Source organism: Kribbella qitaiheensis, assembly GCF_014217565.1.
GTDB lineage: Bacteria > Actinomycetota > Actinomycetes > Propionibacteriales > Kribbellaceae > Kribbella > Kribbella qitaiheensis_A.
The window spans coordinates 5,680,618-5,700,621 of the sequence record NZ_CP043661.1; the positions used below are offsets into that span (position 1 = coordinate 5,680,618).

Sequence of the window (20,004 nt, forward strand, 5' to 3'; positions counted from 1 at the left end):
GGCGACTTCTCTCAGTCGCCCGCGACCGGTGTGCGGGAGCCGTTTCGACGGCGTAACAACGAGATGACCGCTCGGAAACACCCCGGTCATAGCGTCCTGGCCTAATCAGTGAGGTCGGATGATCGGAGACAGGAATGACGCTCGAGGCAGGGACTGAGGTCGTAACTCCGCGCGAGCGGACCGGTGCGATAGGTACGGTCGAGGCGCCCCGGCGGGGCCGCTGGATCGACGTCTGGGACCCCGAGGACGCCGGTTTCTGGGCCGAGAAGGGTCGCCGGGTGGCCCGGCGCAACCTGTGGCCGTCGATCTTCGCCGAGTTCCTCGGCTTCTCGGTCTGGCAGCTGTGGAGCATCGTCGTGGTGTCGCTGCCGGCGGCGGGCTTCGCCTACAGCACCGACCAGATGTTCTGGCTGGTCGCGCTGCCGAGCCTGGTCGGCGCCACCCTCCGGCTGCCGTACACGTTCGCCGTACCCAAGTTCGGTGGTCGCAACTGGACGATGGTGTCCGCGCTGCTGCTGCTGATCCCGACCACCGGCCTGGCGTTCTTCGTCAGCCGCCCGGATACCCCGTTCTGGCTGATGGCCCTGGTCGCGGCCACCGCGGGCGTCGGCGGCGGCAACTTCGCCAGCAGTATGACGAACATCTCCTTCTTCTTCCCCGAGCGGGACAAGGGCTTCGCGCTCGGGATCAACGCGGCCGGCGGCAACCTCGGCGTGGCCGTGGTCCAGCTGCTGGTGCCGATCGTGATCGTCGCGGGAGCCGGGCTCACGCTCGGCCGGGCCGGCCTGATGTGGCTGCCGCTGATCCTGCTGGCCGTCGTACTGGCCTGGCGCCTGATGGACAACCTGTCCGCGGCGACCTCGTCGTTCCGGGCCTCGATCGCGGCGGCGAAGCGGCCGCACACCTGGGTGATCTCCTTCCTCTACATCGGCACGTTCGGCTCGTTCATCGGCTTCTCGGCTGCCTTCCCGCTGCTGATCAAGACGACCTTCCCGCACATCACGGTGGCCCACATCGCCTTCCTCGGCGCACTGGTCGGCTCGGTCTCGCGGCCGTTCGGCGGCAAACTGGCCGACCGGATCGGCGGCGCCAAGGTGACGGTGGCGGCCTTCCTGGTGATGGGTCTCGGCATCCTGGCCGCGATCACCGCGCTGAACGCGGGCAGCTTCACCGGGTTCCTGCTCAGCTTCCTGGTGCTGTTCGTGGCCAGCGGCGCCGGCAACGGTTCGACGTACCGGATGATCCCGGCGGTCTTCCGCCAGACCACTCTTGACCTGGACGGCAAGCCGGAGCCGATCCGGGCCCGGCGGGAGGCGGCCGCCTGTATCGGGATCGCTTCGGCCATCGGTGCGTACGGCGGCTTCCTGGTACCGCGCGGCTTCGCGATGTCCACCGGGCACTTCGGCTCGCTGGTCCCGGCCCTGTACAGCTTCTGCGGCTTCTACGTCGTGTGTCTGGCAGTCACCTACTTCTGCTACCTGCGTCGCGGTGGCCCGCTCAGTAAGGAGCGTGTGTGAACATGACCAGGCACTTGGTGATCGTCGGTGGCGGCATGGTCGCCCACCGGCTGGTGGAGGCCCTGCGCTCCCGCGATACGGCGGCGGCCTGGCGGATCACCGTCCTGGCCGAAGAGCCGCGGATGCCCTACGACCGGGTCGCACTGACCAGCTACTTCTCCGGCCGTGATCCGCAGGACCTCTCCCTCGGCGATCCGGAACTCTGGAACGACCCGGCTGTCACCTTGCGCAAGGGCGTCACCGTGGCCGCCATGGATGTCGAGGCCAAGACGGTCCGGACGACGCGGGACGAAGTGATCGCGTACGACGAACTGGTGTTGGCCACCGGCTCGTACGCGTTCGTCCCGCCGGTGAAGAACAGCGAGGCGAACGGCTGCTTCGTCTACCGGACAGTCGACGATGTCGCGGCTCTGCGGGTGTACGTCGAACGGTTGCGGGCCGAGGGCAAGGAAGTCAGCGGCGTCGTGGTCGGTGGTGGTCTGCTCGGCCTCGAGGCGGCAGGTGCGCTGCGGGCGCTGGGTGCGACGACGAAGGTCGTCGAATTCGCGCCCAGGTTGATGGCATTGCAGGTCGACGAAGGCGGTGGCAGCGCGCTTGCCCGGCTGATCCGCACCCTCGACATCGAGGTACTCACGTCGTCTCAGGTGACCCGGGTGAAGACGACCTCGCAGGGTGCTGCCCGCGCGATGGCCGTTGCCGACGGTCCTGATCTCCCCGCGGACGTGGTGGTCTTCGCCACCGGCGTACGGCCGCGGGACGAGCTCGGCCGCGCGAGCGGTCTGGAGATCGGCGAACGCGGTGGCGTCGTGGTCGACGACAGTTGCCGTACGTCGGTACCGGGCGTCTGGGCGATCGGCGAGGTGGCCTGCATCGAGGGCAGGGTCTGGGGCCTGGTCGCTCCTGGCTACGCGATGGCCGAGATCGTCGCCGACCGCTTGCTCGAGGGCGAGGCGACCTTCCCCGGTGCCGATTCCTCCACCAAGCTGAAGCTTCTCGGCGTCGACGTGGCCAGCTTCGGAGACGCGTTCGGCGTCACCGAGGGCGCCCTCGACATCGTGTACGCCGACCCGGTCGCGGGCGTCTACAAGAAGCTGGTGCTGTCCGACGACGCGCGCACGCTGCTCGGCGGGATCCTGGTCGGCGACGCCTCGGCGTACTCCGGTCTGCGTCCGATGGTCGGTCGGCAACTGGGGGCCGACCCGGCGTCGTACCTGCTACCGGAGGGGTCGCAGCCGGTCCAGTTGGACCTGCCAGACGACGCGCCGGTCTGCTCCTGCAACAACGTCTCGGCCGGAACGATTCGGTGCGCGGTCCGCGAGGAGGGTTGCGGCGAGCTCAAATCGCTGTGTGGCAAGACCAAAGCGGGAACGAGCTGTGGGTCTTGTCTGCCGATCGTGAAGCGGCTGCTGAACACCGAACTGGCCGCGGCCGGTGTCGAGGTCAGCAAGGCGCTGTGCGAGCACTTCGCGCTGTCCCGCGCGGAGTTGTTCGACGTAGTACGGGTGACGGAACTGCGGACCTTCAGCGAGATCGTCGAGCGGCACGGCAACGGTCGCGGGTGTGACATCTGCAAGCCTGTGGTGGCGTCGATCCTGGCCAGTCTGGACCCGGCCGGGCACGTGCTCGACGGCGAGCGCGCCACGCTGCAGGACACGAACGACCACGTGATGGCCAACATCCAGAAGGACGGCACTTACTCCGTCGTACCGCGGATCCCCGGCGGCGAGGTGACGCCGGAGGGTTTGATCACGATCGGTGAGGTGGCTCGCGATTTCGGGCTCTACACCAAGATCACCGGCGGTCAGCGGGTCGACCTGTTCGGCGCCCGGATCGAGCAGTTGCCGGCGATCTGGAAGCGATTGGTGGACGCCGGATTCGAGTCGGGGCACGCCTACGGCAAATCGCTGCGGACGGTGAAGTCCTGCGTCGGCTCCACCTGGTGCCGGTACGGCGTACAGGATTCCGTCGGGATGGCGATCGCGCTGGAACTGCGGTACCGCGGGCTTCGGTCGCCGCACAAGCTCAAGCTCGGCGTCTCCGGCTGTGCCCGCGAGTGTGCCGAGGCGCGCGGCAAGGACGTCGGCATCATCGCGACCGAGAACGGCTGGAACCTGTACGTCGGCGGCAACGGCGGGATGACGCCCCGGCACGCGCAGTTGCTCGCCTCCGATCTGTCCGACGAACAGTTGCTGCAGGCAATCGATCGGTTCCTGATGTACTACATCCGTACGGGCGACCGCCTGCAGCGGACCGCCGTCTGGGTCAACGAGATCGAAGGCGGCCTCGATCACGTGCGCGACGTCGTACTGAACGACAGCCTCGGCATCGCGGCCGATCTCGATGCGGCGATGGCCGGCCACATCGACTCGTACGTCGACGAGTGGCAGGCCACCTTGCAGGACCCGGAGAAGCTGGCCCGGTTCGTCTCGTTCGTCAACGCCCCGGATCAACCCGACGCCGACCTGCGCTACGTGGTCGAACGCAACCAGCCGCGGCCGGCCACCCCGGCGGAACGCGGACAGATGGAGCCGGTCCTGCTGTCCGGGCCCCGACTGGAGGTACGCAGATGAACACCATCACCGCTGTGGCGGTCTGCTCGTACGACGTGCTGCTGCCCGAGCGAGGCGTCGCGGCCCTGATCGGGCAGCGGCAGATCGCGCTGTTCCGGACCCACGACGGCACGGTCTACGCGCTGGACAACCACGATCCGGTCAGCGGCGCGAACGTGATGTCGCGCGGGATCGTGGGCAGCCGTGGCGACGTACCGACCGTGGCGTCGCCGATGTTCAAGGAGGTGTACGACCTGCGGACAGGGCAGTGTCTGGACGATCCTGACGTGACGATCCCGGCGTACGGCGTACAGGTCGTCGACGGACAGGTCCTGGTGAGTGCCGGTGATGAATAGGCCGGGGCCGTTGAGCGGCTGCACGCTGGCAGTCACCGCTCATCGCCGGGCCGACGACCTGATCGCCTCGTTCGAACGGCGGGGCGCGAAGGTGCTGCACGCGCCGACCCTGCAGATCGTGCCGGCGCCGGACGACCACGCGCTGATCGAGGCGACGCGGCGGGTGATCGCGAATCCGCCCGACGACGTGGTCGTCACGACCGCGGTCGGTTTCCGTGGCTGGGTGGAGGCGGCGGACACTGCTGGGCTGGCGGCGGATCTGCTGAGCACGCTGGAGCAGTCGCGGTTGCTGGCGCGCGGACCCAAGGCGCGCGGCGCGATCCGCGCGGCCGGGCTGGTGGAGCATTGGTCGGCGCGATCGGAGACGACCACGGAGGTTGTGGAGTGGTTGCGGGACCAAGGGGTCGTCGGGCGGAAGATCGTTGTTCAGTTGCACGGGCTGTCTGATCCGGCGTTGATGGATGCGTTGCGGTCAGCGGGTGCTTCCGTGCGTGGGTTGCAGGTTTATCGCTGGGGGCCGGCACCGGATCCGGCCGCGGTGGAGCGGGTGATCGGGCAGATCTGCGCGGGGACTGTCGATGCGGTGGTGCATACGTCCGCACCTGGTGCGCAGGCGTTGCTCGATGCGGCTGTTCTTGCCGGCCAGTACGACGCGTTGGTGGCGACGCTTCGGACCGGGCGGGTTCTCAATGCGTGTGTGGGGCCGGTGACTGCTCAGCCGTTCCAGGCGTTGGGGCTGGAGCCGTTGGTGCCGGATCGCTACCGGCTTGGGGCACTGATCCGGATCGTCACGGATCGGTTGACGGATGACAACGCGCGATCGATCGAGACGGCCTTCGGGCAGTTGGTGATCCGGGGTGGCGCTGCGGTTCTTGATGGCGAAGTGCTGCCGCTCGGACCCGGTCCCCGCGCAGTACTGGCTGCTTTGGTGGCGGCCGGTGGCGATGTGGTGTCGCGGCCGGACCTGCTGGCGGTGCTGCCTGGTGCGGAAGATGTTCATGCCGTTGAGGTGACCGTCAACAGACTTCGTACCGCGGTTGGCCGGCCGGAGCTGGTGCGGACTGTCGTACGCCGCGGCTACCGCCTCGCCGTCGAACCAGTGGGGATGACGACATGACCTTTGATCTGGTGGCGGCGGCGCATGGGACGGCGGATCCTCGGGGTATCCGCGCCGTGCACGCGCTCGTCCGCGAAATGGGCCGGCTGTGCCCGGAGGTCCCGATCTCCCTCGGCTTCGTCGACGTCGACGTACCGGCTCTGCCTTCTTTGGTCGACCGAGTGATTGCCGACAGCAACCAGGCCGTCATCGTGCCGTTGCTGTTGAGCAGTGGCTACCACGTCGCGGTGGACATCCTCGGCCAAGCCTCCCGCCTACCCGGCCAGGTAACCACCGCCGCCGCTCTCGGCCCAGACCCCGTCCTGGCCGAAATCCTCGCCGACCGCCTAAAGGAATGCTTGGGCGACCGCCCCAGTGGCGGGGCCGGAGCGGATGTCGCCGGAGTCGGTGCCGGTAGTCGAACTGGTGGCTTCGGCGCTGTCGACCGAGTGGTGCTGGCGGCTGCGGGCTCGTCCAGTCGCCGCGCCCTCCTCGACTGCTCAGCCACCGCCGCCCTCCTCTCCGAACGCATCGACCGCCCGGTCGAGGTCGGCTACGTCTCCGGCGCAGGCGAACGCCTCGCCCCGGTCCTCGCCCGCACCCCGGGCCGCGTAGCCGTCGCCACCTACCTCCTCGCCCCCGGCGCCTTCGCCGACCACATCCACCGCCTCGCCGCCCCCCACCCCGTCAGCGCCCCCCCTAGGCCCCGACCCCCGCCTAGCCGCCCTCGCGCTCGCCCGGTACGACGCCGCGCGGAAACTGGTCGCGGTGGGATAGTTCTTGTAACCCTGTGGGGTCTCCCGCCTGACCGGTGCCCCCGGCGAGGAGCTCGACGAGCTCCGCGGCGCCTGGCTCGGCCTCGCGCCGAAGCTGACCGCGAACGATCGGCTCCGTCATCCCGATGCTGTCGTCTCGTTCCGCTCGGCGGCCCGTGTCGCCGGGCTCGGAGATCTCGAGGCGGATCGGCATGAGTTCACGGTCGATCGGCGTCGCACCTCGCGCCGAACCGACATCAGATTCCATCGCGGGCACCTTGCCGACCGTGACTGGCGGCCGGTCAATGGTCTGCCGACGACCACCATCACAAAGACGGTCGCCGACCTGGCGTCCGTGAACACCGACGGCGGCCATCTTGCCGGGGTGGTTCGGGACGCGATCACAGCGAAGGGCATCGATGCGGACGTGGTCGCGGAGGTACTTCGGCCGTACGCGCACCGGTACGGCGTGAAGCTCGGCGACGGGACGGGTCTGGTTGCGAGGTTCCTTGAAGAGGCTGGTATCCCGAAGGCAACTCGCCAGGCCGTTGACCTCGTCAGTACGGATGGTGCCGGACAAATGATGTACGGGAGCGCCAAGGTCCGCGCTGATCTGATCGAGCAACTTGCGCAAAGGATGGCGCCGGCCATGGCCGAGATGATGATCGCGCAACTGGCGCCGGTCACTGACGGGTTCACGCAGTCCGTCGCTCGCGAATTGCAGCCGACGATTGGGGCGGCCTGGGAGGCCATCGCCCGGAAGCTCCTCGCCGCGCCGACGTCCGTGACGAGTGACGGTTTGTCTAGTGGAGAAGACCAAATTGACGCCGACAGTCTCGTCACCACCGACGGTGCCGAGACGGCTCAACCGACAGCCGAGGCCCCCCAGTGGAACAGCCCTACCCCACCGCGCAGTCGTTTCGGGCCGGAGTCAGCGATCAGCTGAAAAACGTTGCTCAGAAGTCCGGGCGCGCCATCGGCGAGGTCCGGCGGGAGTTCCTGTTCGATCGCTTCCTGTTCCGCCTCTTCGCCGAACCGGGCGACCGTGGCTGGTGAAAGGTGGCACCAACCTGCTGATCCGCCTGCCGGCTGCACGATTCAGCATGGACATCGATCTGCTGTACCGCGGCGATGCCACCGACGACGTCGATGAGGCGGTCGACGAGCTGCGCCGCCTGGTGGCCAACGGCGAAGACGGGGATCACATCCGATTCGAGATCGGCGACCCCAAACCGATTGCCGGCCAGACCGAGCATCAGCCTGGAGCCAATATCAAGGTGGACGGCTTCGTCGGATCTCGCCTGTTCGGCACCTTCCCCATCGACCTGTCGATGAAGCTGAGGCCGATCGCCTGCGCCGACCTGGTCCAACTCGACCCGATCATCACTCTTCCCGGTGACCCTGAGCCGCCGGAGGTCTCGCTCTACCCGCTGCCGGACCAGATCGCCGACAAGGTCTGCGCCATGTACGGCACCTACCGCACGACGAACGAGGTCTCTTCGCGCTACCACGACCTGGTTGATCTCGTCCCGATCATCACCACCACCGCCCTGGATGGTGCTGAAACCATGCTCGCGCTCCATGAAGAGGCAGCTCGCCGGACTGGGCTCAAGTTGCCCGGCCGCATGACCTCACCAGGACCTACCTGGGAGGCCGGCTACCGCAACACCGCACGACAGTCACCGCTCGATCCTCGGGATGCATGACATCCACGAAGCCCTAGCCCTGGTCGGTTGCTGCCTTGATCCGCTACTCGCACACCAACCGGTGACGACATGGGATCCAATGTCAGCCGCGTGGGGACACTGATCGGAGTTCCTGATCGTCGCCACTGATGCCCAGCGGCGTAGGGCTCCGGGCCAAATCTGCTTGATCTCTCCAGGCCGAAGCACTCGCCCAACTAGGCGCGCGCTTCGCCGATGCGGCGCGTCGGTGACCGCGAGGCGCTCCGCCGAGGCGCTCCGTCGAGGCGAAGCGCTCGGCGGCCGTGACCTGCTCCGCCGAGACGACGCGCGCGAAGAACGCGACCCGCTCCGCCCTTGGTTCAGCCGTGACGTAGGAGCGGCGTCCTGGGGGTTGGTGGGTCGAGCGGCCGACGTAGGAGGTGCGAAGCGGGGCTACTTGGAGAGGGCGTTGGTCAGGAGGGCTGCTAGGGCTTCGAGTTGGAAGTCTGCGGAGGAGCCGACTTCTTCGTCGGAGCCGTCCAGGGCTCGGGCGGCTAGGCCGGCTTTGGCGTCGATCAGGTCGGCGATTCTGGTGTCGATGGTTTGGGCCGCGATGATTCGCCAGGCGGTGACTGGCTCTTCCTGGCCGATGCGGTGGACGCGGTCGATCGCCTGGGTCTGTTCGGCGTTCGTCCAGGAGAGCTCGGCGAGGACCACGTTGGAGGCGACCTGGAGGTTGATGCCTACGCCTGCGGTCAGCAGGGAGCAGACGACGATCGAGACCTCGGGGTCGTTCACGAACGCGTCGATGTTCGCCTGCCGCTTGCGAGCGGTCTGGTCGCCGCGGATCGAGGCGAAGCGGATGCCGCGTTCGGTGAAGAGGCGCTCGGCGACGTCCATCACCTCGATGTGCCGGGCGAAGAAGACGACCTTGCCGACGTTGTGCGCGAGTTGCGCGGCGTAGTCGGCGGCCAGGCCGGCCTTGGCGTTGCCGATCCGGTTGAGCAGGCTGAACACGTTCTCGCCGGTCTTCGCCGGGTCCTTGTCGGACCGTTCCCAGGCCGCCACCTGGCGGACGAGGTCGTGGTCGATGCCGTCCACGACGGTGCCGGACTTCCGGGTCGCGAGTGCGTTCTCGTACCGCTCGACCAGGCGGTCGGCGAGTTCACGCTCGGCCTTCCGGATGGAGTGGCCGACGGCGCCGTCGAGCTCGACGGGAAGGTCGGCGATGCGGCGCGCGGGGATGTCCGCGGCCACGTCCACCTTCCGTCGCCGGACGATCCCCTGGTTGATCACACAGGCCCGTGCGGCCGCGTAGAAACCGGGATCGGCCGGGGTCAGGTCGGTCTCCTCGAGCGCCTCCATCAGGACGGCGCCCGGACCCTTCTCGTCGATCCAGCCGAGGAACTGCCAGATCGCGGTGAAGTCCTCGATGTCGTTGATCAGCGGCGTACCGGTCAGTGCCATCAGCAACGGCCGTACGGTGCGGGTGCGGAGTCGCTCGGACAGCTGCAGGACGTTCCGCGAGCGCTGCGACTTCTTGTTCTTGATGAAGTGCGCCTCGTCGACGACCATGCCGCGGAAACCGAGGTCACCGAGCCAGCCGACGTGCCGGTCGAGCACCTCGTAGTTGACGATCACGATGTCGGCGAAGCCGTCGATGCTGTCGCCGTCGCCGTGGATCACGGTGGCCTTGCGCTGCGGCGTCCAGATCGCGGCCTCGCGGGCCCAGTTGGTCTTGACGACGTTCGGTACGACGACGAGCAGCGGGTAGGCGTCAGCCGCATGCGCCGCGAGCAACGCCTGAGCTGTCTTGCCCAGGCCCGGCTCGTCGGCGAGCAGGAAGGTCCGCTCACCGGCGGCCGCGGCGGCGACCAGTTGTCCCTGGTGCCGCATCAACTCGAGGCCGGGACTGAGGCGTACGAAGCCTGGGTCGGGCAGCGCCTTGCTAGCGGACGCGGCGGCGAACTCGAAGGACTTGAGCAGGGGAGTGATCAGCTCCCACCCGGCCAGACGGCGGGCTCGCACCTTGGGCGGCGGAGCGGCCGAGAAGTCCGGCGCGAGGAAGGGGTTGGCCAACTGGCGCTGGACGACCGATTGCGGGACCACCCGGCGTACGGAGGTGACCGGGGTGTCGGTCGGCTCGGGGGCCGGTGGCTCCTCGACGGTCGGCTCTTCGCCGGCGGCGACCTGCATCTCACGCTTGAGGGTGACGGCCGCCGGTGCCATCACGGCGTCCTCGGCGAGCAGTACGAGGAGCGTGGTGTCGCGGGCTGCCGACTTGGCGAGGATCGTCGCGATCCCGTCCAGGCGCCTGAGCTGCTCGTCGCGATAGGCGTCGCCCGATGCGATGTCGGCGTTCACCCGGGTGCGCTCTTCGCGCACCAGCAGAGCGACCACCTGGAACTTGGTGCGAATCGAAGGTCGCACGTTGCCACGCTCGACGGCGGCCTCGACCTCCCGGACGGCTTTGGCCAGGACCGGGATGAGGCCGTCGGAGTCGGTACTGCGGCCACGACGCTTGCGGCGGGAGGCAGTACCGGTAGCGCCGGACTGGCGCTGGCCTTGACGGGCCAAAGAATCTCCTCTGGAAGGCCACGGCACGAATGCCATGGCGGAACGGCAGCACCGCGCGCCACACTCGACCGGCGAGTCGTCGTCCGGAGGGGTCCCAGCGGTCGCAACGACCACTCGGGAACGCAGCTCAGCCCCACCGCTTCTGCGAGCAAAACAACGAGCCGGCTTCCGACTCGATCCGACGACCCCGAATTGCCGGCCGTCAGCGCCGACCACCACGTACAAACCGCCGCTGGGCGGCCGACGTCGCCAGGGGGATCATGCCAACGCTTGGTGCTGCACCAATACTAGCGCCTCACCAGGCGACCGAGCACTCATGACCCCCACACAACGCACTTGTTGCCCCGACCCAACGCACTAATGGGTACGGAGGGCCTCGAGGTCCGTCTGGCAGCGATGCTCCACCTCGGCCAGTTCGCGCAGGGTCTCGTCGATGTCGCGGCGGCGTTGTTCGAGCTCGGCGCGCCGGGTGGTGATCTGGTTCAGCAGGTAGACGAGCTGGCCTTCCTCGCCCGGCTCCGCGTCGTACATGTCGACGATGGTGGCGATCTCGTCGAGGCTGAAACCGAGCCGTTTGCCGCGCAGGATCAGGCCGAGGCGGACCCGGTCGCGGGAGTGGTAGACCCGGACTGTGCCGCGACGCTCGGGGGTGAGCAGGTCGCGGTCCTCGTAGAAGCGAATCGTGCGCAGGGTGACGTCGTACTCGGCCGCCAGTTCGGCGATCGACCAGGTCCGCGCATCGAGAGTCACGGGGTCCGCCGTTTGGTCATTGTGCACATACCCGACCATGCCTTACGTTTACGTAAGCGTCAATCACAACCCGGGAGTGGTCATGTCGTACGAGCTGTCCGAAGAGCACCGCGAGTTCCGCCACAGCGTGCGCGACTTCGCCCAGGCCGAGATCGCTCCGCACGCGGCGGAGTGGGACCGCAAGCACTACTTCCCGGTCGAGGTGGTCCAGAAGATGGGCGCGCTCGGCCTGTTCGGACTGACCGCCCCTGAGCAGTACGGCGGGTCCGACGGCGACTTCACCAGCCTCTGCGTCGCGATCGAGGAGATCTCCAAGGTCGATCAGTCGATGGGTATCACGCTCGAGGCGGCGGTCGGGCTCGGGATCAACCCACTGCTCACCTACGGCACGGACGCGCAGAAGGAGCAGTGGCTGCCTGACCTGGTCTCGGGTCAGCGGCTGGCCGGCTTCGGTCTGACCGAGCCCGAGTCGGGTTCCGACGCGGGCGCGACCAAGACCCGCGCAGTACTGGACGGCGGCGAGTGGGTGATCGACGGCTCGAAGCAGTTCATCACCAACTCGGGCTCCTCGATCACGTCGCTGGTCACAGTGACCGCACGGACCGGCGAGAAGGCCGACGGCCGGCCCGAGATCTCCACGATCATCGTCCCGACCGGTACGCCGGGCTTCGTGGCGGAGGCGGCGTACGACAAGCTCGGCTGGCACGCGAGTGACACCCACCCGCTGTCGTTCAGCGGCTGCCGGGTCCCCGAGGAGAACCTGCTCGGTCAGCGCGGCAAGGGCTTCGGCCAGTTCCTCGCGACCCTCGACGACGGCCGGGTCGCGATCGGCGCGGTGGCGCTCGGCTGCATCAAGGCGTGCCTGGAGATGTCGGTCCAGTACGCCGGCGAGCGGAAGACGTTCGGCGTACCGATCGGGCAGAAGCAGGGCGTCGCGTTCCAGATCTCCGACCTGAAGGTGATGGCCGACGCGGCTGAGCTGCTCGTCTACCGGGCGGCGGCGCTGAAGGACGCGGGCGCGCCGATGGCGGAGTTCAAGCAGGCGGCGGCGGTCGCCAAGCTGTACTCGACCGAGGCCGCCGTGACCGCGACCCGGATCGCCACCCAGGTCTTCGGCGGCTACGGCTTCATGGAGGAGTACCCGGTGACCCGGTTCTACCGGGACGCCAAGATCCTCGAGATCGGCGAAGGCACCTCCGAAGTACAGCGGATGCTGATCGCCCGCGGCCTCGGCCTCCCCGTCGAGTGAAGGCCTTACGTCCGAAGAACTGTTGACGACGTCCCTCCGCTTCTTCGGACGTAAGCAAGGTAGAAAGGGCGTTATGAGTCGGGATCACTGGACCGAGGTCAAGGTCGCGCGCGAGGCGACGCTGGGACCGCCGGAGAAGGCGGCGGCCAAGCTGGCCTCGCAGAACAAGCTGTACGTCCGGGACCGGATCGCGCTGCTCGTCGACGAGGGCAGCTTCGTCGAGGACGCCCAGCTGGCGAACGCGCTGAACCCGGGCCTGCCCGCGGACGGCGTCGTCACCGGCCGGGCGCTGGTCGACGGCCGGCCGGCGCTGCTGGTCGCCAACGACCCGACCGTCAAGGCCGGCTCGTGGGGTGCCCGGACGGTCGAGAAGATCGTCCGGATGACCGAGGTCGCGCTCCGCGACGAGCTGCCGATCTTCTGGCTGATCGACTCCGCCGGCGCCCGGATCACCGACCAGGTCGACCTCTTCCCCGGTCGGCGTGGCGCGGGACGGATCTTCCACAACCAGGTCGCGCTGTCCGGCAAGGTGCCGCAGATCTGCTGCCTGTTCGGCCCGTCGGCGGCGGGTGGCGCGTACATCCCGGCCTTCTGCGACCTGGTGATCATGGTCGACGGCAACGCGTCCATGTACCTGGGCTCGCCGCGGATGGCCGAGATGGTGGTCGGCGAGAAGGTGACCCTGGAGGAGATGGGCGGCGCCCGGATGCACACCACCGTGTCCGGCTGCGGCGACCTGCTCGCCGCCGACGACGCCGAGGCGATCGAGCTGGCCAAACAGTACTTCTCCTACCTGCCCGGCTCGTGGCAGAACCGGCCCCCGTCGTACGACGCGTCGGAGGCGGGCCGTCCCTTCACCCGGGACCTGGTGCCGGTCGAGGAGAGTGTCGGCTTCGACATCCACGACGTGATCGACGCGTTGCTGGACTCGGACACGTTCTTCGAGCTGAAGCCGGCGTACGCGCCGGAGCTCGTCACCGGGTTCGGCCTGCTCGCGGGCCAGGTGGTGGGCATCGTGGCGAACCAGCCGGCCGTCAAGGGTGGCGTGCTGTTCGTCGACTCGGCGGACAAGGCGGCCCGGTTCATCTGGTTGTGCGACGCGTTCAACGTGCCGCTGATCTATCTGTGCGACGTACCGGGCTTCATGATCGGCTCCGAGGTCGAGCGGGCCGGGATCATCCGGCACGGCGCGAAGATGATCACCGCGGTGTCGGAGGCGACCGTGCCGACGGTGTCGGTGATCGTCCGGAAGGCTTATGGGGCAGGCCTTTACGCGATGTGCGGGCCTGGGTTCTCGCCGGACGCGTGTATCGCGTTGCCGACGGCGAAGATCGCGGTGATGGGTCCGGAGGCGGCGATCAATGCCGTCTACTACAACAAGATCCAGGAGATCGCGGACGAGGGCGAGCGGGTCGAGTACGTCTCCAAGCTGCGCGAGGAGTACGAGACCGACATCGACATCCTCCGGCTCGCGGCCGACCTGGTCATCGACGCGATCGTCGAGCCGGAGAACCTCCGCGACGAACTGATCGCCCGCCTGGCCGCCGCCCAGACCAAGGACCGCCACTTCTCCACCAAGAGGCATGGCGTCCCGCCGGTCTGACGCGCCTACGTCCGAAGGGGTGAGGGGCCTGACCTCGGGTTCTTCGGACGTTGAGCGGTGGGGGCGGGGTGGTACTTGCTTGGCTTCGGCTGGGCGACGGGTCTACGTTCGTCGTATGAGGGCGCCGGAGCGAGGGGCACTGCCGTTGGGGCTGGCTGCGACTTTGGGCCGGACCTATGGGCGGTTGACGGAAACCGTGCAGGGGTTGACGGATGAGGATTTCGGTCGGGCGACCCGGTGTGAGGGGATGGCGGTTGGGCCGTTGCTCGTGCATCTGCTGTACGACGCGGAGCGGGCGCTGATCGCGTTCGCGACGCCTTCGACCGCGGAGCCGGATCGCGATTTCGTCAGCTATTGGGCGGACTTCCCGGCCGGGACGGGGGCGGACTCCAGCTTCGCGCGGACGGTCGCGTCGGCGTACCAGAGTCCGTCGCAGAAGCTCGTCGGGCATTGGCGGCAGGTGTCCGAAGCCGCCGTACGGGCTGCGGCCGTGGCTGTGGCCGACAAACATCATCTGGTCGAGACGCAGGGGCACGTACTGCGGGTTGGTGATTTCGTGGCGACGCTGGTGATGGAGGCGACCGTTCATCATCTCGACCTGACGCTGGAGTTGCCCGATGTGCCCGAGCCTGATGCGGAGGGTCTGCAGGTGACAGCGCGGACTCTGGACGGGTTGTTCGGGCCTGAGGCATGGGACGACATCGGCTGGGACACGACGACTTACGTGCTCAAGGCAACGGGCCGGCTGCCGCTCGACGATCACGACCTGGACAGGTTGGGCGACCATGCGTCCCGGCTACCGCTGATCGGGTAGAACGGGTGGATGAACACCATAGGGTTCGCGGATCGGCTTCGTGCTCGTGAGTCGCTCGTCGGTTACTGGGTGACGCTGGATGCGCCTCCCGCGACCGAACGGATCGCGAGAGTCGGGTACGACTATGTGGTCCTCGACGGGCAACACGGGTTGCTCAGTACTACGGGTCTGCTGAACGGGCTGATCGCGATCGAGGCCGGTGGTTCGGGGACGGTCGGGCTGGTCCGGGTGGAGGCGAACAACGCGACGCCGATCGGGCGGGCGTTGGACGCCGGCGCCGCGGGCGTGATCGTGCCGCTGATCGACACGGCGCAGGACGCGGCGGACGCCGTACGGGCCGCTCGTTATCCACCGAGCGGGATCCGGTCGTACGGGCCGACGCGAGCTGGGCTGCGGATCGGGCCGGTGCCCGCCGAGGCGGACGCGGCGACCGTCGTACTGGCGATGATCGAAACGCGGCAAGGCTTGGCCAATGTCGTGGAGATCTGTGCGACGCCTGGGCTCGACGGGATCTATGTCGGGCCCTCGGATCTCTGCCTTGCAGTCGGTGGGAGGTATCCGGGCGATCCGGAGGTCGCCGAGCCGTTCGATGCGGCGGTGGCGCTGATCGCGGAAACCGCTGCCGCGGCGGGGATCGCGGCCGGGATTCACACCCCGACTGGTGAGGTCGCCCGGCGCAGACTTGCCGAGGGCTACACGTTTGCCACGGTCTCCTCCGACCTCGACCACCTACAGGCGGCCGTCGAGGCGCACCTCGACGCGACCGGACTGCGCCAAGGCTGACGGACTAGCGCGTAAGGGCGCTTAGAGGACGCCGGCGAAAGGGTCGTCGAGGGCTTGCCAGTCGAGGGTGGCGAGCTCTGACTCGGTGAGCAGGCAGGCGTCGAGGATCGCTTGAAGCCTGGCCGGATCGAGGCCGACGCCAGTGGCGACGACCGTGCACTCGGCCAGGTGCTCGGTGTCGGCCCACTCGCCCAGCGTGCCGAGGGAAGCGCTGTAGCCGGCCGACTCCCAGCGGACCCGCTGCGTCGGCCGGTTGGCCAGCCAGACCACGCCCCGGCTGCGGACGACTCCGTTGACGATGTCTTCGAGCGCGTCGTTCAAGCGAGCCGGGTGCAGCGGCCGGGTCGACCGCCAGAGCACCGTGGTGACGCCGTCACCGCTGGGCTGCAGTCGATCCTCCGCTGCCAGGTCGCCCGCCCACGCTTCGGCGGCCGCGAAGTCGAACAACCCCGTTCTCGCCACTGGCTTCGCCGGTACGCCTGCTGGATCCGTATCGACGACGGTGGTCCGCGGGTTGAGGTGCGATAGCAGGTTGTGCAGGCGCTCAGGGGTCGCGTTGCGGTGGACGTTCGCGAGTACGCAGACGTCGGCGTACTCGATCTGTCGCGCGGTCAGCTCAGCCACGTTCCGCCGATCGGGCAGCCCGAGCGCTAGACCGCGTTCGTCCAGCAACTCGTCGCCGGAGAGTTGCTCCACGACCAGTACCGCGTCGACCACACAGGTGACGGTGTCCAGCTCGACCTCGGGAAGTGTAGCCACGAGCGCATTGGTCAACGACCGCGCTTCCATCGCAGGCGGCGCGGCCAGTACTACGTGTTGCCAGTGCTCGCGGGCGATCAGCGTCTCCAGCAGGGGGAGCAGCGACTCGATCAGTTGGCAGGAGCCGCAGTCGTCGTCCACCGTGAACTCGCCGGCGTCGATCGGCCCGGACGCGTCGAGGACGCGCCACAACAGCACACCGCGCTCCGCGAGCTCGTCCTGATCCACCACGACAGCCACGGTGCCGACATCGATCATCGAGGCCAGAACGGGTTCACGAAGCGTCGTCGAGAGTCCGACGAGCAGGGTCAACGGGGTCTTGCGCTGGGCGGCCATATCCCTACTATATGAAAATCGTTTTCATCAGTCCAGAGCTGGGGGTCCACCAGCTTTCCCGCCAGACCGGGAATTTCCCACCCTGGCGCGATATAGGGAGTCTCCTTCCATCGCGGCCCGGCGGTGCCCTCCCGTCTTTCCACTTCGGCGTCGCCCGCCGTAGCGTCTGGGGCGCGGCGGACCGCCAGCCAGGCAGTGGTGTCGTAGCCGGCGGGGTTCCGCGGCTGGCTGTGCGGGACGGCCTCCTCCGTCGGTGACCACTGCCTGGCTGGCGGTGCGCGGTGTTAACTGTTAAGCGGGTTGTGTCTTCTCCGAGTGGTGGGTGGGTCATTAGGGTCGCGGGTGGGGCTACTAGGCGGGAGGCGCGGTATGCCGGAGCCGTTGGAGCAGGCGGACAGTGAGTTCGCGGTCGTGCTGCGCGCGGCGATCCGGGCGCGTGGGCTGGGGCTGGAGCGGATCCGGGATCGGTTGCGCGCGCAGGGGGTCTCGGTCAGTCTGGCGACGCTCAGCTACTGGCAGTCGGGGCGATCGCGGCCGGAGCGGCGGGAGTCGATGACGGCGGTCGAGTTGCTGGAAGGCGTGCTGGAGTTGCCGGCCGGGAGGTTGATCGCATCGCTGGGCCCGCCGCGGCGGCGCGGGCGGTGGTTGAGCACTGTGCCTGTTTCACCTGAGGTGGCGGCGTTCTGGCCGCGCCCTGATGCGGTGGAGGATGCGGTCAGTGAGGTCGACATCCGATGGGACGAGCGACTGACCAGGATCAGTCAGCACGACCGGGTGTTCGTCAGTGCGGATGGCGGCGAGCGGTCCTATCACTCGCGCCAGGTGCTGCGGGCCGAGGCGGACGGCCCGGATCGCTGGGTGGTGATCATGCACCTCGACGAGCACGACCGTCCATTGCCGACGATCAGACCGCTCCGGCACTGCCGGCTGGGCCGGACCGTACTGCGGCCCGCCGACGGTCTCCTGGTCGCCGAATTGATGTTCGACCGGCCGCTGCGAAAAGGCGAGACGGTGATCACCGAACACGAACTGGAGAATTCCGCACCTTATCCACCGGCGGACAACTACGAGCGGAAATTCCGGCTCCCGGTCCGCGAATTCGTGCTGGAAATCTGTTTCGACCCGGCCAGGCTGCCGGTCAGCTGTGTGCGGTACTCCCGGCTGGACGCGGCCGACGAGATCGCCCAGCAGGTAGAGCCTTCCGGGTCGGTGCACGGCGTCGCGCTGAACTTCGGCCCCGGCCGGTACGGCTTCCGCTGGGACTGGCAGAAGTGAACTGTTGATCCCGGCAACTTAACTGTGAAAGGCAAGCGACTGATTTCGGTCTCTTGAATTCGTTTCTAGGGTCTGGCTTACCCCTCCCCGAAGAATTCAAGGAGAACCGTGATGAAATGGCGCAGAAAGCCCGCCACGATGATCGGTGGAGCCGCCGTCGTGGCGACCATCGCCTGTCTGGCCCCACTCGGCGGTGTCGCCCTGGCGGCGGAGTCGTCGCCCTCGCCGCAGGCTCTGGCCTCGCACTCTGTGGCCCAGTCTCAGCAGGTCGCGCTGCACCGTCTTTCTGACGGTCTCGCGTCGACCTCGGCCCAGGCCGGGCGCTGGATCGAGAACGGCCAGTTGATGGTTGCCGTGGTCAACGATCCGGAAGCGGCCCGGGTCCGGAAGGAGGGCGCTACGCCGAAGCTGGTCAAGCGCACGATGACCGACCTGCAACTGCTCCTCGCCAAGGTGGACAAGGCCGCCCGACAAGAACGCGGTACGGGCCTGCAGAGCTGGGGAATCGACCCGGTCACCAACAAGGTCGTGGTCCGGGCGCGAGCTTCGTTCCAGCAACGCGGTGCGTACGGCGCCATCCGCGGACTCGGCGACGGCGTACAGGTCGTCACGGTGACCACGAACCTCCAGCAGCAGTCCGGTGAGGTGAATCCGGGCGACCCGTGGTGGCCGGGCAGCGAGAGCAACTGTTCGGTCGGCTTCCCCGCGACCGACGCCCAGGGTGGCAAGCACTTCGTCACTGCAGGCCACTGCACCAACGACGCCAACCAGGCGGCGTACGGGCAGAGTGGACAGGCCAACAAGCTCGGTACGTCGAACGTCGGTGGGACGCACAGCATCAATGCCCGCGAAGGCGACATGGGTGTGGTCGACGTGACCGAGGCCGGCTGGACCATCTCGCCGGCGGTGAACACGTGGGGCCAGCCGGCCGTCACGGTGACCGGTTCGGCCGACGCGATCGTCGGCGACGCGGTCTGCCACTCAGGCAACACCGCGCCGAACTGGGAGTGCGGCACCGTCACGGCTGTCAACCAGTCGATCGACTACGGCAGCGTGGTGATCGACGGTCTGTCCACGACCAACGCCTGCTCGGAGGGCGGCGACTCAGGCGGGGCGTGGGTGCGTGGCGACAAGGCGGTCGGCCTTCACTCGGGCGGCAACAGCAGCTGTGTCGCCAACGACCCGGGCAACTCGGTCTTCCAGCCGGTCAACGAGGCCCTGGCCAAGTGGAACCTGACTCTCCTCGTCGGCGACGGCGGTCCTGGTGACCCGACCGACACTCAGGCGCCGACCGTTCCCGGCAACCTGCGTTCGACCGGTACTACGAGCGACAGCGCCTCGCTGGCCTGGGACGCTTCGACGGACAACACCGGCGTCACGGGGTACGACGTCTACAACGGCGCCACCCTTGCGACCACGGTTACCGGTACAACGGCCACCGTCAGCGGGCTGTCCGCGGACACGAGCTACTCCTTCACCGTGGTGGCGAAAGATGCTGCGGGCAACAAGTCGAAGGCGAGCGCGGCGGTGACGGCGCGAACCCAACCGGGCGGCGGCGATCCCGGTGGGCGGACCTTCAGCAATGGCACCGACTACCCGATCCGGGACTATCAGACCGCGGTGAGCGCGATCCGCTCCACCGCTACTGGTCCCGCGAACAGCCCGATCAAGGTGACGGTCGAGGGCAACCACACCTGTCTGGAAGACCTGAACATCAGCCTGGTCTCACCGAGCGGTCGCTGGTACTACCTACAGCGGTACGGCGGTACTTCGTGCCACCCGCTGCCGGCCAGCAAGACCTACAGCGTCACCAGCACCGAGAACGCGGCGGGCACGTGGACCCTCCGCATCGGCGACAACGGCCCCGGCGACACCGGGACCCTGACCAACTGGTCCATCACCCTCTAGTCCATCACCCCTG

At 68.0% G+C, this 20,004-nt stretch carries 17 protein-coding genes and 1 pseudogene; 13 read left to right on the forward strand and 5 right to left on the reverse strand.

Annotated elements, in window-relative coordinates; all coding sequences use genetic code 11:
- Positions 1-134: 134 nt before the first annotated feature.
- From F1D05_RS27070 to F1D05_RS43170, 5 genes and pseudogenes are all read left to right on the forward strand, one after another.
- Positions 135-1,517 carry an MFS transporter gene (locus tag F1D05_RS27070; protein WP_185443290.1) on the forward strand — a complete coding sequence of 461 codons (1,383 nt, stop codon included), beginning with the start codon at positions 135-137 and terminating at the stop codon, positions 1,515-1,517.
- A gap of 2 nt (positions 1,518-1,519) precedes the next feature.
- Entirely contained in the window at positions 1,520-4,087 is a 2,568-nt protein-coding gene (nirB, locus tag F1D05_RS27075) for a nitrite reductase large subunit NirB (RefSeq protein WP_185443291.1), read from the forward strand.
- Complete coding sequence (nirD, locus tag F1D05_RS27080; RefSeq protein WP_185443292.1) at positions 4,084-4,422, forward strand: nitrite reductase small subunit NirD; 339 nt, start codon at positions 4,084-4,086, stop codon at positions 4,420-4,422. Before nirB ends, nirD begins: the two co-directional genes overlap by 4 nt.
- Positions 4,415-5,539: a uroporphyrinogen-III synthase gene (locus tag F1D05_RS27085; protein WP_185443293.1), complete on the forward strand. Its 1,125-nt coding sequence runs from the start codon at positions 4,415-4,417 to the stop codon at positions 5,537-5,539. Before nirD ends, F1D05_RS27085 begins: the two co-directional genes overlap by 8 nt.
- Before the next feature lie 77 nt (positions 5,540-5,616).
- Positions 5,617-5,799 (forward strand): annotated as a pseudogene (locus F1D05_RS43170) (CbiX/SirB N-terminal domain-containing protein); the annotation flags it as partial.
- Between the two features lie 219 nt (positions 5,800-6,018).
- Here F1D05_RS43170 and F1D05_RS40955 read toward each other — a convergent pair.
- Together F1D05_RS40955 and F1D05_RS40960 are read right to left on the reverse strand one after the other, a co-directional pair.
- Positions 6,019-6,201 (reverse strand): hypothetical protein, encoded by a 183-nt coding sequence (locus F1D05_RS40955; RefSeq protein WP_246486000.1) that lies wholly within the window; start codon positions 6,199-6,201, stop codon positions 6,019-6,021.
- Positions 6,202-6,235: 34 nt separating this feature from the next.
- A complete protein-coding gene (locus F1D05_RS40960; RefSeq protein WP_246486001.1) occupies positions 6,236-6,541 on the reverse strand; it encodes a hypothetical protein in 306 nt (101 codons plus the stop codon).
- A 201-nt stretch (positions 6,542-6,742) separates the two neighbouring features.
- Here F1D05_RS40960 and F1D05_RS27100 point away from each other — a divergent pair, with 201 nt between their 5' ends.
- Together F1D05_RS27100 and F1D05_RS27105 are read left to right on the forward strand one after the other, a co-directional pair.
- The gene (locus tag F1D05_RS27100) at positions 6,743-7,219 is read left to right on the forward strand and encodes a hypothetical protein (protein ID WP_185449863.1); all 477 of its coding nucleotides are present in this window, start codon (positions 6,743-6,745) and stop codon (positions 7,217-7,219) included.
- Positions 7,220-7,325: 106 nt separating this feature from the next.
- On the forward strand, positions 7,326-7,979 hold the full coding sequence (locus F1D05_RS27105; protein WP_185443295.1) for a nucleotidyl transferase AbiEii/AbiGii toxin family protein: 654 nt from the start codon (positions 7,326-7,328) through the stop codon (positions 7,977-7,979).
- A gap of 411 nt (positions 7,980-8,390) precedes the next feature.
- Here the strand turns inward: F1D05_RS27105 and F1D05_RS27110 are convergent, their stop codons facing one another.
- On the reverse strand, positions 8,391-10,514 hold the full coding sequence (locus F1D05_RS27110; protein WP_185443296.1) for a DEAD/DEAH box helicase: 2,124 nt from the start codon (positions 10,512-10,514) through the stop codon (positions 8,391-8,393).
- Positions 10,515-10,871: 357 nt separating this feature from the next.
- Positions 10,872-11,264, reverse strand: a complete 393-nt coding sequence (locus F1D05_RS27115) for a MerR family transcriptional regulator (RefSeq protein WP_246486002.1) — start codon at positions 11,262-11,264, stop codon at positions 10,872-10,874.
- Positions 11,265-11,346: 82 nt separating this feature from the next.
- On the opposite strand from F1D05_RS27115, the gene F1D05_RS27120 reads away from it, so the two are divergent.
- The 4 genes from F1D05_RS27120 (at position 11,347) to F1D05_RS27135 (ending at position 15,713) form a co-directional block, all read left to right on the forward strand.
- Positions 11,347-12,513, forward strand: a complete 1,167-nt coding sequence (locus F1D05_RS27120) for an acyl-CoA dehydrogenase family protein (RefSeq protein WP_185443298.1) — start codon at positions 11,347-11,349, stop codon at positions 12,511-12,513.
- A gap of 73 nt (positions 12,514-12,586) precedes the next feature.
- On the forward strand, positions 12,587-14,116 hold the full coding sequence (locus tag F1D05_RS27125; RefSeq protein WP_185443299.1) for an acyl-CoA carboxylase subunit beta: 1,530 nt from the start codon (positions 12,587-12,589) through the stop codon (positions 14,114-14,116).
- Between the two features lie 115 nt (positions 14,117-14,231).
- Positions 14,232-14,930 carry a maleylpyruvate isomerase N-terminal domain-containing protein gene (locus tag F1D05_RS27130; protein ID WP_185443300.1) on the forward strand — a complete coding sequence of 233 codons (699 nt, stop codon included), beginning with the start codon at positions 14,232-14,234 and terminating at the stop codon, positions 14,928-14,930.
- Positions 14,931-14,939: 9 nt separating this feature from the next.
- The gene (locus F1D05_RS27135) at positions 14,940-15,713 is read left to right on the forward strand and encodes an HpcH/HpaI aldolase family protein (RefSeq protein ID WP_185443301.1); all 774 of its coding nucleotides are present in this window, start codon (positions 14,940-14,942) and stop codon (positions 15,711-15,713) included.
- 21 nt (positions 15,714-15,734) lie between these two features.
- Here F1D05_RS27135 and F1D05_RS27140 read toward each other — a convergent pair whose 3' ends face one another.
- On the reverse strand, positions 15,735-16,808 hold the full coding sequence (locus F1D05_RS27140) for a CobW family GTP-binding protein (RefSeq protein ID WP_185443302.1): 1,074 nt from the start codon (positions 16,806-16,808) through the stop codon (positions 15,735-15,737).
- 369 nt (positions 16,809-17,177) lie between these two features.
- On the opposite strand from F1D05_RS27140, the gene F1D05_RS27145 reads away from it, so the two are divergent.
- Positions 17,178-18,083, forward strand: coding sequence for an XRE family transcriptional regulator (locus F1D05_RS27145; protein WP_185443303.1), 906 nt, complete (start codon positions 17,178-17,180; stop codon positions 18,081-18,083).
- Positions 18,084-18,194: 111 nt separating this feature from the next.
- The gene (locus F1D05_RS27150) at positions 18,195-19,991 is read left to right on the forward strand and encodes a proprotein convertase P-domain-containing protein (RefSeq protein ID WP_246486003.1); all 1,797 of its coding nucleotides are present in this window, start codon (positions 18,195-18,197) and stop codon (positions 19,989-19,991) included.
- Positions 19,992-20,004: the final 13 nt, after the last annotated feature.